The 14,374-nt window shown below is 58.9% G+C and carries 17 protein-coding genes; 15 read left to right on the forward strand and 2 right to left on the reverse strand.

Annotation, left to right across the window (positions count from 1 at the left end):
- Positions 1-3 precede the first annotated feature (3 nt).
- On the reverse strand, positions 4-657 hold the full coding sequence (locus tag ACG74X_RS05765) for an alpha/beta hydrolase (protein WP_411233339.1): 654 nt from the start codon (positions 655-657) through the stop codon (positions 4-6).
- Between the two features lie 175 nt (positions 658-832).
- Between ACG74X_RS05765 and ACG74X_RS05770 the strand changes: the two genes are divergently transcribed.
- The 12 genes from ACG74X_RS05770 (at position 833) to ACG74X_RS05825 (ending at position 10,111) form a co-directional block, all read left to right on the forward strand.
- On the forward strand, positions 833-1,294 hold the full coding sequence (locus ACG74X_RS05770) for an Rrf2 family transcriptional regulator (RefSeq protein WP_411233198.1): 462 nt from the start codon (positions 833-835) through the stop codon (positions 1,292-1,294).
- Between the two features lie 98 nt (positions 1,295-1,392).
- Entirely contained in the window at positions 1,393-2,436 is a 1,044-nt protein-coding gene (locus tag ACG74X_RS05775; RefSeq protein WP_411233199.1) for a cysteine desulfurase family protein, read from the forward strand.
- A 21-nt stretch (positions 2,437-2,457) separates the two neighbouring features.
- Positions 2,458-3,981, forward strand: a complete 1,524-nt coding sequence (gene sufB, locus ACG74X_RS05780; protein ID WP_411233200.1) for a Fe-S cluster assembly protein SufB — start codon at positions 2,458-2,460, stop codon at positions 3,979-3,981.
- Positions 3,982-3,983: 2 nt separating this feature from the next.
- On the forward strand, positions 3,984-4,187 hold the full coding sequence (locus ACG74X_RS05785) for a hypothetical protein (RefSeq protein ID WP_411233201.1): 204 nt from the start codon (positions 3,984-3,986) through the stop codon (positions 4,185-4,187).
- Positions 4,184-4,504, forward strand: a complete 321-nt coding sequence (locus tag ACG74X_RS05790; protein WP_411233202.1) for a heavy metal-binding domain-containing protein — start codon at positions 4,184-4,186, stop codon at positions 4,502-4,504. The genes ACG74X_RS05785 and ACG74X_RS05790 overlap by 4 nt, the downstream gene beginning before the upstream one ends.
- A 30-nt stretch (positions 4,505-4,534) precedes the next feature.
- The gene (gene sufC / locus ACG74X_RS05795) at positions 4,535-5,290 is read left to right on the forward strand and encodes a Fe-S cluster assembly ATPase SufC (RefSeq protein WP_411233203.1); all 756 of its coding nucleotides are present in this window, start codon (positions 4,535-4,537) and stop codon (positions 5,288-5,290) included.
- On the forward strand, positions 5,290-6,567 hold the full coding sequence (locus ACG74X_RS05800; protein ID WP_411233204.1) for a SufB/SufD family protein: 1,278 nt from the start codon (positions 5,290-5,292) through the stop codon (positions 6,565-6,567). The genes sufC and ACG74X_RS05800 overlap by 1 nt, the downstream gene beginning before the upstream one ends.
- An 8-nt stretch (positions 6,568-6,575) precedes the next feature.
- Positions 6,576-7,064 (forward strand): YIP1 family protein, encoded by a 489-nt coding sequence (locus ACG74X_RS05805; protein WP_411233340.1) that lies wholly within the window; start codon positions 6,576-6,578, stop codon positions 7,062-7,064.
- Positions 7,061-7,651, forward strand: a complete 591-nt coding sequence (locus ACG74X_RS05810; protein ID WP_411233205.1) for a YIP1 family protein — start codon at positions 7,061-7,063, stop codon at positions 7,649-7,651. The genes ACG74X_RS05805 and ACG74X_RS05810 overlap by 4 nt, the downstream gene beginning before the upstream one ends.
- A complete protein-coding gene (locus tag ACG74X_RS05815; protein ID WP_411233206.1) occupies positions 7,644-8,864 on the forward strand; it encodes a cysteine desulfurase in 1,221 nt (406 codons plus the stop codon). Before ACG74X_RS05810 ends, ACG74X_RS05815 begins: the two co-directional genes overlap by 8 nt.
- Before the next feature lie 23 nt (positions 8,865-8,887).
- Positions 8,888-9,316 carry a GlcG/HbpS family heme-binding protein gene (locus ACG74X_RS05820; RefSeq protein WP_411233207.1) on the forward strand — a complete coding sequence of 143 codons (429 nt, stop codon included), beginning with the start codon at positions 8,888-8,890 and terminating at the stop codon, positions 9,314-9,316.
- 12 nt (positions 9,317-9,328) lie between these two features.
- Positions 9,329-10,111 (forward strand): gamma-glutamyl-gamma-aminobutyrate hydrolase family protein, encoded by a 783-nt coding sequence (locus ACG74X_RS05825; RefSeq protein ID WP_411233208.1) that lies wholly within the window; start codon positions 9,329-9,331, stop codon positions 10,109-10,111.
- A gap of 87 nt (positions 10,112-10,198) precedes the next feature.
- On the opposite strand, the gene ACG74X_RS05830 is transcribed toward ACG74X_RS05825, so the two are convergent.
- On the reverse strand, positions 10,199-10,954 hold the full coding sequence (locus ACG74X_RS05830; protein ID WP_411233209.1) for an SDR family NAD(P)-dependent oxidoreductase: 756 nt from the start codon (positions 10,952-10,954) through the stop codon (positions 10,199-10,201).
- Positions 10,955-11,083: 129 nt separating this feature from the next.
- Here ACG74X_RS05830 and ACG74X_RS05835 point away from each other — a divergent pair, with 129 nt between their 5' ends.
- The 3 genes from ACG74X_RS05835 (at position 11,084) to ACG74X_RS05845 (ending at position 14,354) form a co-directional block, all read left to right on the forward strand.
- Complete coding sequence (locus ACG74X_RS05835) at positions 11,084-12,031, forward strand: MBL fold metallo-hydrolase (protein ID WP_411233210.1); 948 nt, start codon at positions 11,084-11,086, stop codon at positions 12,029-12,031.
- A gap of 76 nt (positions 12,032-12,107) precedes the next feature.
- Positions 12,108-13,613: a choline-sulfatase gene (gene betC, locus ACG74X_RS05840; RefSeq protein ID WP_411233211.1), complete on the forward strand. Its 1,506-nt coding sequence runs from the start codon at positions 12,108-12,110 to the stop codon at positions 13,611-13,613.
- Between the two features lie 90 nt (positions 13,614-13,703).
- On the forward strand, positions 13,704-14,354 hold the full coding sequence (locus tag ACG74X_RS05845; RefSeq protein ID WP_411233212.1) for a thermonuclease family protein: 651 nt from the start codon (positions 13,704-13,706) through the stop codon (positions 14,352-14,354).
- Positions 14,355-14,374 lie beyond the last annotated feature (20 nt).

The following is a 14,374-nucleotide window of genomic DNA, read 5'->3' on the forward strand; positions in this document are numbered from 1 at the left end:
TCCTTACCTTGTGTTTTCCGTCAAACGCCGTTTCACATAGGTGGACACGTGGTCGATCATCGTATCCATGTGCGGCTCTTTGAAGAAATGATCGGCACCTTCGATTTCGGTATGGGTGACCGTGATGCCTTTTTGTTCCGACAGTTTGCTGACCAGCGCGGTGGTATCGGCGGGCGGGGCAACCCGGTCCCCGGTGCCGTTGATGATCAGGCCGGATGACGGGCAGGGGGCCAGGAATGAAAAATCATACATGTTGGCCGGTGGGCTGACCGATATGAACCCGGTGATTTCGGGGCGACGCATCAACAGCTGCATCCCGATCCAGGCACCAAAGCTGAACCCGGCGACCCAGCAATGTTTGGAATTGTTGTTCATCGATTGCAGGTAATCCAGCGCGGAGGCTGCGTCCGACAATTCGCCCACACCTTGATCGTATTCGCCCTGGCTGCGGCCGACGCCGCGAAAGTTAAAGCGCAACACGGTGAAGCCCATGTTGTAGAAGGCATAGTGAAGATTGTAGACAACCTTATTGTTCATCGTGCCGCCGAACTGAGGGTGCGGGTGCAGGATGATTGCGATCGGGGCATCGCTTTCTTTTTGCGGATGGTAGCGGCCTTCTAGGCGGCCTTCGGGTCCGGGAAAAATCACCTCGGGCATAGGCGGTGGTGGCTCCTGATGGGGCATGGGCGAAGATGTCGCAAATTGTTGACAGCTTCGCTCAGGCTTCTTAGAATGGTTCTAAATCCGGAATGTCCCGGACTTGGGTTATCCGCACATAGGCAATTGGCCCTGCAAGGTCAATTGCGACGGGTGGAGGTTGTGGGAGCCGGTCATGAAGCTAAGCACAAAAGGCCGCTACGCCATGGTGGCGTTGGCAGATATCGCGTTGCAGCCCTCGGACAGTTTGGTGACGCTGGGCGAGATTGCACAACGTCAGGATGTGTCCTTGCCCTATCTAGAGCAATTGTTCGTCAAATTGCGCCGGGCCGAGTTGGTCACATCGGTGCGCGGCCCGGGCGGCGGCTACAGGCTTGCGCGACCGGCAAGCGAAATCCGTGTAGTGGATGTGTTGTCGGCGGTCGATGAGACGGTGGATGCGATGCACAAGGGGGCCGGGGCCTCGGGCGGGTTGTCCGGCAGTCGGGCGCAATCCATGACCAACCGCCTGTGGGAGGGGTTGTCGGCGCATGTCTATGTGTTTTTGCATCAGACGCGGTTGTCGGATGTGGTGGGCAATGATCTGGCACCGTGCCCGGCGGTGCCAAATCTGTTTTCGGTGGTGGACGAGACATGACCGGATCGGTGCGCAGGGTCTATAAGTGTTGGAGCGAGGGGCCAGCCCCTCGCGCTCCCCGAGGTATTTTGAGCCCAAAGAAGCCAGGAGCGGTATAGATGGCGCGGGTCTATCTTGATTATAACGCCACAGCCCCTTTGCGTGTCGAGGCGCGTGCGGCCATGATTGCCGCGATGGACGTGGTGGGCAACCCGTCCTCGGTCCATGCCGAAGGCCGACAGGCCAAAGGGTTGGTTGAGCGGGCGCGGGCGCAGATTGCGACCGCATTTGGGGCCGAAGGCGCGGATATCGTGTTTGTGTCCGGTGCGACAGAGGCCGCAGCACTGGCCTGTGCCGGTCGCCGTTTACACGGTGCGGCGGTCGAGCATGACGCGGTACGGGCGTGGATTGATCCGGTGCTGGAGGTCGACGCACAGGGTCAGGTCACGGTCAGCGATGCGGCGCAGTCTGCGGTACAGCTTGCCAATTCGGAAACCGGTATTGTGCAGGATTTGCCCGAAGGTCTGGCTGTGGTGGACGCCACGCAAGCGTTCGGAAAAATGCCTGTCGCGTTTAACTGGATGGGTGCCCAGATGGCGCTGATCTCGGCGCATAAACTGGGGGGTCCGAAAGGGATCGGTGCGCTTGTTATGAAGCGTGGCACGGATCTGGCGGCGCAGATCAAAGGCGGGGGTCAGGAAATGGGCCGACGCTCGGGCACGGAAAATGTCATTGGAATCGCGGGGTTCGGTGCTGCGGCAGAGGCCGGGCAGCGGGATTTGGAAGCTGGCATCTGGGCCGAAGTTGAAAAACTTAGAAACATTCTAGATTCATCTCTTGAGGCTCAGGCAAAAGAGACTATTTTTGTCGGGAAAGGCGCTCATCGCCTGCCAAACACATCCTGTTTTGCGACCCCGGGTTGGAAGGGCGAGACGCAGGTGATGCAGATGGACCTGGCAGGATTTGCGATCAGCGCAGGCTCTGCCTGTTCGAGCGGGAAAGTAAAGGCCAGCGCGGTGTTGACTGCGATGGGATACGACGAGGCCACAGCCAGCAGCGCGATCCGCGTCAGTCTGGGGCCTGAAACGACAGAAGACGACATAGACCGGTTCGCGGAGACGTGGCTGGCGAAACGAGACAAACACCGCGCGCGGGCCGCGTGATAACATCGGAGAGGTGCTGAAATGGCTGCTTTGGACAATGGTGTCGTAAAAGAGGGCGTTGATCAGGAAACGGTCGACGCGGTGCGCGAAGTTGGCGGCAATTATAAATACGGTTGGGAAACCGATATCGAGATGGAGTACGCGCCGAAGGGCCTGAGCCCGGATATCGTGCGGCTGATCTCGGAAAAGAATGAAGAGCCCGAGTGGATGACCGAATGGCGTCTGGCGGCCTATGAGCGCTGGCTTCAGAAGGAAGAACCGAAATGGGCGATGGTCGATTATCCTGAAATCGACTTTCAGGACCAGTATTACTATGCGCGCCCGAAAAGCATGGAGCAGAAGCCCAAGTCCTTGGACGAGGTCGATCCCAAGTTGCTCGCGACCTATGAAAAGCTGGGGATTCCGCTGAAGGAGCAGATGATCCTCGCCGGTGTTGAAGGCGCGGAAAACGTCCCTGCCGAGGGCCGCAAGGTGGCGGTGGACGCGGTGTTTGATTCCGTGTCCGTGGGTACGACCTTCCAGAAAGAGCTGAAAGATGCGGGTGTCATCTTTTGTTCGATCTCGGAGGCGATCAAGGACCACCCCGAGTTGGTCAAGAAATACCTTGGGTCGGTTGTGCCGGTGTCGGACAATTATTACGCGACGCTGAATTCGGCGGTGTTCTCGGACGGGTCGTTTGTGTACGTGCCGCCGGGCGTGCGCTGCCCGATGGAATTGAGCACCTATTTCCGCATCAATGCTGAAAACACCGGCCAGTTCGAGCGGACGTTGATCATTGCCGACAAGGGATCGTATGTGTCCTACCTTGAAGGCTGCACCGCGCCGCAGCGCGATATCGCGCAGCTTCATGCGGCGGTGGTTGAGATCATCGTCGAGGAAGACGCGGAGGTGAAGTATTCCACCGTTCAGAACTGGTATCCCGGCGATGAAAACGGCAAGGGCGGGATTTACAACTTCGTGACCAAGCGCGCTGATTGCCGGGGCGACCGGGCCAAGGTGATGTGGACGCAGGTGGAAACCGGGTCCGCGGTGACGTGGAAATACCCATCCTGCATCCTGCGCGGGGACGACAGCCAAGGCGAATTCTATTCGATCGCGATTGCCAACAATTATCAGCAGGCCGACACCGGCACGAAGATGGTGCATCTGGGCAAGAACACCAAGTCGCGGATCGTGTCCAAGGGGATCAGCGCGGGGCATGCGCAGAACACCTATCGTGGTCTGGTGTCCATGCATCCGAAGGCCAAGGACAGCCGCAACTATACGCAATGCGACAGCTTGCTGATCGGCAGCCTGTGTGGCGCGCATACGGTACCGTATATCGAGGTGAAGAATAATTCATCCCGGGTGGAGCATGAGGCGACCACGTCCAAGGTGGATGATGACCAGCTGTTCTACTGTCGCCAGCGCGGCATGGACGAGGAAGAAGCCGTGGCGCTTGTGGTGAACGGGTTCTGCAAGGACGTGTTGCAGGCGCTGCCGATGGAGTTTGCCATGGAGGCGCAGCAATTGGTGGCGATCTCGCTGGAAGGGTCGGTTGGCTAATAATGTCCGCGTGGAAATGGCTGAGCACGCCGTCTGAACCGAAGGGCACCTATGCCCTTCTGACAGGCCTTGGCACGTTTGTCCTGATGATCGTATCGTCCCCCCTCTGGGCGGACCATGGGTTTTTCGGGGCGCTTGTTGCGGGCGGGACCAGCGGGTTTCTTGGCGGTGTGCTGGCCAAGCTTTGGATGGAGCGACGGAAGTGATTATCACGACGACAAACAGTCTCGAGGGGCATAAAATCCTTGAATACAAAGGCATCGTAGTCGGCGAGGCCATCATGGGGGCCAATGTTGTGCGTGATGTGTTTGCGTCGATCACCGATATCGTTGGCGGGCGGTCCGGGGCTTATGAGGCCAAGTTACAGGATGCGCGTGATGTGGCGCTGCAAGAGCTTGAGCAGCGCGCGATGGCGGCGGGCGGCAATGCCGTGATCGGCGTTGATCTGGATTATGAAGTTGTTGGCAACTCGATGCTGATGGTCTCGGCCAGCGGCACGGCGGTGTTGACGGATAGAGGATAACTGGCGCGGGCGCCAAACAGGGGAAAGACTATGTTGGAAATCAAGAACTTGCACGTTGAGCTTGAGGAAGAGGATAAGCAGATCCTCAAGGGTGTGGACCTGACGGTCGAGGCGGGCAAGGTGCACGCGATCATGGGGCCGAACGGGTCGGGTAAGTCGACGCTGTCTTATGTGCTCTCGGGCCGTGACGGGTATGAGGTGACCGACGGCACAGCCACCCTGGATGGCGAGGATGTGCTGGAGATGGAGCCGGAAGAGCGCGCCGCGGCGGGCATTTTCCTGGCGTTTCAGTACCCGGTTGAGATCCCTGGCGTGGGCAACATGACGTTCCTGCGCACGGCGGTGAACGCACAGCGCAAGGCGCGCGGTGAAGAGGAAATGTCGGCGACAGACTTCCTCAAGGAAATTCGTGCCAAGGCGGCTGAGTTGAAGATCGACGCGGATATGCTGAAGCGGCCTGTGAACGTGGGCTTCTCGGGTGGTGAGAAGAAGCGCAACGAGATCCTGCAGATGGCGATGCTTGAGCCGAAGATGTGCATTCTGGACGAGACAGACTCGGGCCTTGATGTGGACGCGATGAAGCTGGTTGCCGATGGTGTGAATGCGCTGCGCGACGCGGGGCGCGGGTTCCTCGTGATCACGCACTACCAGCGCCTTCTGGATCACATCAAACCGGACGTTGTGCATATCATGGCGGATGGCAAGATCGTGAAAACCGGCGGGCCGGAACTGGCCCTGGAAGTTGAAAACAACGGATATGCCGACATTCTGGCGGAGGTGGCGTGATGGCACTGCCTCAGGTCAAACAGGACGCGACCGATGCCCGCCTTGCGGCAATGAAGCTGCCGGAAGGTGGATGGTCTGATGCCGCGCGGCAGGATGCGTTGAGCCGGGTACAAGCGATGGGCCTGCCGTCCGGTCGCGACGAATATTGGAAATACACCAAGCCGGACACTCTGGTGCAGGCTGACGTGCCCAAAGCGGCGACGTTCGATGAGGACGAATCGCCGGTTTTTGACACTGTCGATCGGTTGAAAATCGTGTTTGTCGATGGCGCGTTCAGCGCCGAACAGTCCGACGATCTTGCCTTGGAGCATGTAAGCATCGACCGGCTGGCGGATGCGCCGGACATCCACTGGGCGAAAGACATCTACGGTGTGCTGGAGACGCGCGGGCAAACGCCGGTGCAGCGGCCTTTGGCAACATTGAACACCGCATTTGCAACGGATGGTGTGCTGATCCATGTGACCGGTAAAGCACCCAAGCCGATCAGCCTTATGTATAAACATGGGTCAGAGACATCCGACGCGATCCTGCACCATGTTGTGAAGGTTGATAGCGGTGCAGAGCTGACCATTCTTGAAAACGGCCCGGCAGCGGCGCGGTTTAACAAGTGCATGGAAATCGACATTGCCGATGGCGGCACGCTTCATCATGTGCGGGCTCAAGGGCGCGACCATGAACGACGGGCGGCGACAGCGATGTTTGCGCGGCTTGGCACGGAATCGGTGTTCAAGTCGTTTACGTTGACGGCCAATGGCGTGCTGACGCGCAACGAAATGGTGGTCGAGCTGACCGGCGATGACGCGATTGCGCATGTGGCGGGGGCCTGTGTCGGGGATGGGGATTTTCATCATGATGACACGGTGTTCATCACCCATGACGCCCTGAATTGCGAAAGCCGTCAGGTGTTCAAGAAGGTGCTGCGCAACGGCGCGACAGGCGTGTTTCAGGGCAAGATCCTGGTCAAAGCAGATGCGCAGAAGACCGATGGCTATCAGATCAGCCAGTCGCTTTTGCTGGATGATGACAGCCAGTTCCTTGCCAAGCCCGAATTGGAAATCTACGCCGATGATGTGGCCTGTTCGCATGGCTCCACCTCGGGCGCGATTGACGAAGAAGGGCTGTTCTATCTTCGCTCTCGCGGGATCGAAGAGGGACCGGCGACGGACCTTCTGACCATTGCATTCCTTGCCGAAGCGGTCATGGAAATCGAGGACGAGGCGCTTCAGGATGAAATCAATGGTCGCGTTGAGGCGTGGCTGTCGCGTCGGCGTGGCTAAGCGGGCTCATGCCGTTTACCCATGACATCGCGGCCACCTATCGTCGGCCGGGCAAAGTGGTGCGTCGGTTGTTGGAGGCCGGAGAACGGGAGGATCGCGCATTGGCGATCCTCATGGGGTCATGCCTGATCCTGTTTATCGCGCGATGGCCGGCGCTTGCCCGGCAGGCGCATCTGGAAGAGCAAGAGCTTGACATGCTGCTGGGCGGAACGCTGATGGCGACCGTCTTTCTGGCCCCGTTGATGTTCTATGCCTTGGCGTTTATTGCCCATTTGATCGCGCGGGTTCTGCGCGGTCAGGGGCCGTCCTACAACGCGCGATTGTCGCTGTTCTGGAGCCTGCTGGCGTCGACCCCGCTGATCTTGCTGAATGGTCTGGTCGCCGGATTTATCGGGCCGGGCATCGAGTTGACGATTGTGGGCGTCCTGTGGTTTGCGGTCTTCATGTGGTTTTGGCTGGCAAGCATGTTTGCCGTGTACCGAAGGACCGAGGCGTGACCTTTGATGGCTTCATCCGGCTGGCGTTGAACACGGTGACCGCGCCGCGTGATGTGGCGGCGCTGCTTTTGTCTTTGGCTTTGCCGCGACAGGTGCTCTGGCTGGCGTTTGCCTTGGTCGTTGTGCTGAACACGTTGATGTTCAGCCTGTCGACCATGACGGCACCGGCCAATGATTTGATCGGACCGGTGCTTGGCAGTCCGGTTGTGTTCGGTGTGATGCTGGCGCTGTCCGTTGCTGCGCTGATTTTTGCCGTTACCATTTGCGGCCGCCCTTTGGGGGGCACGGCCACGTACGAGCAAATGGCGGTTCTTGTCATTTGGCTTCAGGCGCTGCGCGTGGTGTTGCAGGGCGTTGTGGTTTTGCTGGCTCCGGTGAGCCTGTTTCTGTCGGGCATTGTGGTCAGTGCCGGATCGGTATTGGGGATCTGGATCTTTGTGAATTTTATTGACGTCGCACATGATGTTGGTGGTCTGTTGAAGGCCGGTTTTGTCTTGTTGTTGGCGGTTGTGGGTATGATGCTGGGTTTGAGCGTGATTTTCAGCCTTTTGGGCGTCCCGACTGGAGGAATCCCTGGATATGTATGATGTCGAAACCATCCGTGCGGATTTTCCGATCCTCACGCGAGAGGTGAACGGTAAGCCTTTGGTTTACCTTGATAACGGGGCCAGCGCGCAGAAGCCGAGCGTGGTGATTGATGCGATCACCCAGGCCTATGCGCAGGACTATGCCAATGTGCATCGCGGGCTGCATTATCTGTCGAACCTTGCGACAGAAAAATATGAAGGCACGCGCGGGATCATTGCGAAATTTCTGGGTGTGAAAGACGAAGACGAGATCGTCATGAATACCGGCACAACGATGGGCATCAACACGGTGGCCTATGGGTGGGGCGTGCCGAACCTGCAGGCCGGAGACGAGATCATCCTGTCGGTGATGGAGCACCACGCCAATATTGTGCCCTGGCATTTCCTGCGCGAACGGCAAGGGATTGTGATCAAATGGGTCGATGTCGACAGCACCGGATATCTGGATCCGCAAGCGATCCTTGATGCGATCACGCCAAAGACCAAACTGATTGCGGTCACACATCTGTCCAATGTGCTGGGCACCGTTGTTGATGTGAAATCCATCTGCGATGGGGCGCGCGACAAGGGCGTTCGGGTGTTGGTGGATGGATCGCAGGCGGCGGTGCATATGCCGGTCAATGTCGATGAGATTGGGTGCGATTTCTACGCGATCACGGGGCATAAACTCTATGGCCCGTCCGCCTCGGGGGCGATCTTTATGAAGAAAGACCGCATGGCCGAGATGGTGCCCTTTATCGGCGGCGGTGACATGATCCGCGAGGTTCACAAGAACGAGGTGACCTGGAACGACCGGCCCATGATGTTCGAGGCGGGAACGCCGGGCATCGTGCAGCAGATCGGCCTTGGCGTGGCGCTTGAGTATATGATGGGCCTGGGGATGGAGAACATCGCCGCCCACGAGCAAAACCTTCGGGATTATGCGCGCAAGCGGCTGGACGGTCTGAACTGGTTGCAGGTGCAGGGCACGACGCCGGACAAGGCAGCCATCTTTAGCTTTACGCTGGATGGGGCGGGCCACGCGCATGACATTTCGACCATTCTTGACAAAAAGGGTGTTGCGGTGCGCGCCGGGCAGCACTGCACCGGGCCGCTGATGGATCATTTGGGGCTGAACGCGACCTGTCGGGCGTCCTTTGGGCTTTATAATACGGTAGAAGAGGTGGATGTTCTGGTCGATGCGCTTGAATTGGCGCATGATCTGTTTGCATAGAAAACCGACAGGGAAAGAACGACATGGCAACTCTTTCATTGCGCCGCGCGCGTACGATCATCCGCAAGACATTCGATGCCGGGCAGGCTGCCGGGATGAAACCTCTTTCCGTGTGTGTGCTGGATGCCGGGGGCAATGTCCTGGCGTTTGAGCGCGGAGACGGTGCCAGCCCGGGGCGGTTTCAGATCGCACAGGGCAAAGCGTATGGGGCTGTTATGCTGGGCATGCCCGGCAGCGCGCAGAAAGCGCGCGCCGAGAGCGAAGCGTTCTTCATCGCCTGCGCAAATGGCGCGTTGGGCGGCCAGTTGATCCCGGTTCCGGGCGGCATTCTGGTGCGGGATGCCAAGGGCCGCGTCCTTGGGTCGATCGGTGTGACCGGAGACACGTCCGACAATGACGCCGCAGCCGGCAAGGCGGGCATCGAAGCGGTTGGATTGGTCGCAGAAATCTAGGGGAGACACAGCATGGCCCGTCCGGTTGTTGGTATCATTGGAAACCAATACCTGATCAACGATCAGTACCCGGCGCATGCAGGTGGCCTGATGAATTCTGAAGCGGTTGCGCAGGTGTCGGGATGTTTGCCATTGCTGGTTCCGGCCGACCCGCGCTTTGTGAGTGTGGACGAGCTGCTTGACACCTGTGACGGGTTTTTACTGACCGGAGGGCGGCCCAATGTCCACCCCGAGGAATATGGCGAGGCAGAAACCGCGGCGCATGGTGAATTTGACCGCGCGCGCGATGCCATAACCTTGCCGCTGATCCGGGAATGTGTGGACCGCGGCCAGCCGTTTCTGGGCATATGCCGGGGCTTTCAAGAGGTGAACGTGGCGATGGGGGGCACGCTATATCCCGAGATCAGGGATTTGCCGGGCCGTTTGAATCACCGCATGCCGCCGGATGGGACGCTTGAGGAAAAATTCGCCTTGCGGCACGTAGTGACGCTGGACGAGGGCGGCGTGTTTCATCGCTTGTTCGGCACGACAGAGGTCATGACCAATACCTTGCATGGTCAGGGCATAAAGACACCTGGCGCGCAGATTGTGATTGACGGTCATGCGCCTGATGGCACGCCCGAAGCAATCTATATCGACGATGCGCCGGGCTTTACCCTGTCGGTGCAATGGCATCCGGAATGGGACGCTGCCAACGATCCGGTGTCGCGCCCGTTATTCGAAGCATTCGGCGATGCGGTGCGGGCGTGGTCCGGTCTGACGGCACCGGTGAACCGTCGCGCGGGTGCCATGTAGTCTGCGCAAGTGCGAAAGGGGCAGTGTGATGCTCAATCCGGGCGTGTCATGTTATCCGCGCACCGCGTTTCGGATCACACCCGGCGGTTAAAACTCACCTCCGGCGATCTGAATGGCCTGGCCGTTGATGCTGCTTGACTTGGTGTGACACAGCCAGAGTGCGGTCTCTGCGACCTCTTGCGGAGCGATCAGGCGGCCATGCGGGTTGGCCCCGACCATGACCTGTTTCGCTTCTTCTTCGGACATGCCAGTGCGGGCCATGATGCGTTCGACGTTCTGCGGCACGATGTCGGTGTCGACATAAGCGGGGCAGATGGCGTTGAACGTGAAGGGCTTACCCAGATAATCGGCAGCCAGCGCACGGATCAGCCCCACCATCGCGTGTTTGGATGCGGTGTAACAGGGCGCACCTTTGAGACCGCGCAGGCCCGCGATAGAGCTGATTGCAATAACGCGCCCCCAGTCGGTTTGATGCATGGATTTCAGGCATTCGCGGATGGTCAGGAACGTACCATCAACATTGGTGGCCATCATGGTGCGCCAGAACTCAAGATCGGTTTTGTGCAAGGCCCGGCCTTCGGCGATGCCCGCATTGGGCACACAGATCTGAACCGGGCCGTGATCGTCAACCGCTGCGGCCACACCGTCTATGACCGAGGATTCGTTCTGAACATCCATCACGCAGGGGGTCAGCCCGTGCTTCTTTGCGGCGCGGTCCAGCACGTCCTTGCGCCTGCCGGTGATTGTGACGGTGGCCCCGGCATCGCGCAAGGTGGCCGCGATGGCCAGCCCGATACCCGTGCCGCCACCTGTGATCAGGGCATGTTTTCCTGTCAGCGCCATCCGTGCCTCCGCGTCGCCATTGCGCCAAGCGTAACGGTCTGACAGGCCGTGGCAAGGTGACGGGGATTGAGGGGATTGTTTTTCCCATTCAGATCCGTGAATGTATCGTCAACCAAGGGAGGAACCATTATGCGTTTGACCGTATTTGTTGCCGCAGCGCTGGCTACGCAGGCCGCAGTGGCAAGTGAAGACATCGCCGACAAGTATCCGCAATCCGAGTTGTATAACAAACCGGTCGAGGTGATTCCTCATGTCTTTTCGGCGATCGGGGCCACCGCTCCGCCGACCTACGAAAACTCTGGTCACAACAACAACCTGAGTTTCGTCGTCACAGGCGATGGTGTGGTGGTGATCAACGGCGGGGCATCCGCCCGTCTGGCCGCTGCGCTGCATGACGAGATCAAGGCCGTCACCGACCAGCCGGTGAAGCTGGTGATCAATGAAAACGGGCAGGGCCATGCGATGCTTGGCAATTCGTATTGGGCCGGGCTTGGGATCGATATCCTCGCGCATGAGGACGCGATTGCCGAGGTAGAGCAGAACGGGCATTTCATTCTGGAAGGCATGAAGCAATACAACCGCGACAAGGCCGAGGGCACGGAAGTGGTGGCCGCCAATCTGAGTTTCTCGGACAGCTATGTTGTCGAAATGGGGGATGTCACGCTTGAGGTTCTGCATCTGGGCCCGGCGCATGATCCGGGGGATGTTCAGGTCTGGATTCCGCAATGGGACATCGTGATCGCCGGTGACATCGCTTTTCATGAACGGATGCCGCCGATCTTTCCGCATACCTGCACATCGTGCTGGATCGAAACCTTTGATGGCCCGTTCACCGCGCTGAATGCCACCTATGTGATCCCGGGTCACGGGCATCCGACGAATATGGCGCAGGTCACCCGCTATACCACCGATTACATCAAGGATCTGCGGGCCAAAATCGGCGCGCATATCGACGAGGGTGGAGATCTGACAGAGGCCTATTACGTCGATCAGTCCCGCTGGGCGCATCTGGATACGTTCGAGGAACTGGCGACCAAAAATGCCGGCCGTGTCTTTGAAGAAATGGAGTGGGAGTGATCCGGGCTGCGCGATGATTGACGGGTGACGCGATAGCCTCCAGTGTCGCGTGGATTGCGGGGCAGTGGGGGACGGTATGCAACCGAATATTCTTATTTTGATGGTGGATCAGCTGACCGGAACACTGTTTCCCGATGGCCCGTCAGACTGGTTGCACACTCCGAACCTCAAGCGTCTTGCGGCCCGGTCGACCCGGTTTCAAAACACCTACACCGCCAGCCCGCTTTGTGCTCCGGGGCGGGCGGCGTTTATGTCGGGACAATTGCCATCGGTCACCGGGGTATATGACAACGCCGCCGAATTTCCCTCTGCACTTCCAACCTATGCGCATCATTTGCGGCGGGCGGGGTATTTCACCGCGCTGTCGGGTAAAATGCATTTCGTCGGTCCAGATCAGTTACACGGGTTCGAGGCCCGTCTGACAACTGACATTTACCCGGCTGATTTTGGCTGGACGCCAGATTATCGCAAGCCCGGTGAACGAATTGATTGGTGGTATCACAATATGGGATCGGTCACCGGCGCAGGTGTGGCCGAGATTTCCAATCAGCTCGAATATGATGACGAGGTAGCGTATCAGACCAAGCTGCAGCTGTATGATCTGGCACGGCGCAAAGAGGATCGCCCGTGGTGCGTGACGGCCAGCTTTACCCACCCGCATGACCCGTATGTCGCGCGCAAAACGTATTGGGACCTGTACGAAGACTGCGCGCATCTTCTGCCTGAAGTCCCAGCCATGGCCTATGACGATCACGATCCGCATTCACAGCGTATCTTTGATGCCAATGACTGGCGCAGTTTTGACATCACCGAAGACCACATCCGCGCTGCGCGCCGGGCCTATTTCGCCAATATCTCGTATCTGGACGACAAGATTGGCGAGATCCTTCAGGTGTTGGAGGATACGCAGCAAGAGGCGATCATCCTGTTCGTGTCGGATCACGGCGATATGCTGGGTGAACGGGGGCTGTGGTTCAAGATGAGCTTTTACGAAGGATCATCCCGCGTGCCCTTGATGATCTCGGCTTCTGGAATGGAGCCTGGGGTGGTGACCGACCCGGTCTCAACCATCGACGTCTGCCCGACGCTGTGCGATCTGGCCGGGGTCAGCATGGACGAGGTCATGCCCTGGACCACGGGCGAAACGCTTGTGCCGCTGGGGCAGGGGGCGTCGCGCGACACACCGGTGGCGATGGAATACGCGGCCGAGGCGTCCTATGCGCCGATGGTGTCGTTGCGTTATGGCCGGTGGAAGTACAATCGCTGTGATCTTGATCCAGAGCAGCTGTTCGATCTTGACGCCGATCCGCATGAGTTACGCAATCTGGCGAACCTTCCCGCGCACCAGGGAACGCTGCAATCGCTGCGCGCTAAATCCGAGGCACGCTGGGATCTGGCGCGCTTTGACGCAGAAATCCGTGCCAGTCAGGCCAAGCGCCACGTGGTGTATGAGGCGTTGCGGCAGGGCGGGTATTTCCCCTGGGATTACCAACCGCTGCGCGATGCCTCAGAGCGGTTCATGCGCAACCACATGGATTTGAACCAACTGGAAAACAGCCAACGCTTTCCGCGGGCGGACTAAGCCCCAACCAGCCTTTGTGCCATTTTGAGGCCATAGTTTCATGCTGTTGTTCACAGTATGTTAAGGATTGCTGTGTTCTCTTTTTTGCTAATGATCGGGACGGACGCTGCGGCCGAACCGAACGGGGTTGTGCGGGTGATCGACGGCGACACGATTGATGTCGCGGGCACGCGCGTGCGCCTGCACGCCATCGACGCGCCGGAAACCGAACAATTGTGCGCATCGGCGCAAGGGGCCGATTGGACCTGCGGTGCGTGGGTGACACAACAGGTGACAGCCCTGTTTGACGGCAAACAGGCGCGGTGCCGCACAAAAGACACCGACCGCTACGGGCGTGCCGTTGCCAAATGCCAGGTGAATGGTCGCGACATGGGCGACGTGCTTGTGGCGCAAGGTCTGGCCTTTGCCTATCGTCGTTACGGTCTGGATTATGATCTGCAAGAAAAGCGCGCGGCCACCAATGCGCGCGGCTTACATGGATCACACGTGCAATCGCCTGCCGCATTCCGCAAGGCGCAACGCAAGGCGCAGGCGGTAAACACCAAGGCCTCCAGCCAGGCAGATGCATCGTCGCGGTCGTGCCGAATCAAGGGAAACATCTCCCGCTCGGGCGAACGTATTTTCCACGTCCCTGGCCAGGAATATTATGCCGCAACCCGCATCTCGCCCAACAAGGGAGAGCGGTGGTTCTGCACCGAAGCAGACGCTCGAAAGGCTGGGTGGAGAAAGGCGCGAAAATGACTGTGGATTGATCCGCGTCA

The organism is Marivita sp. S0852 (genome assembly GCF_046591575.1).
In the GTDB taxonomy this organism is placed as follows: domain Bacteria; phylum Pseudomonadota; class Alphaproteobacteria; order Rhodobacterales; family Rhodobacteraceae; genus Marivita.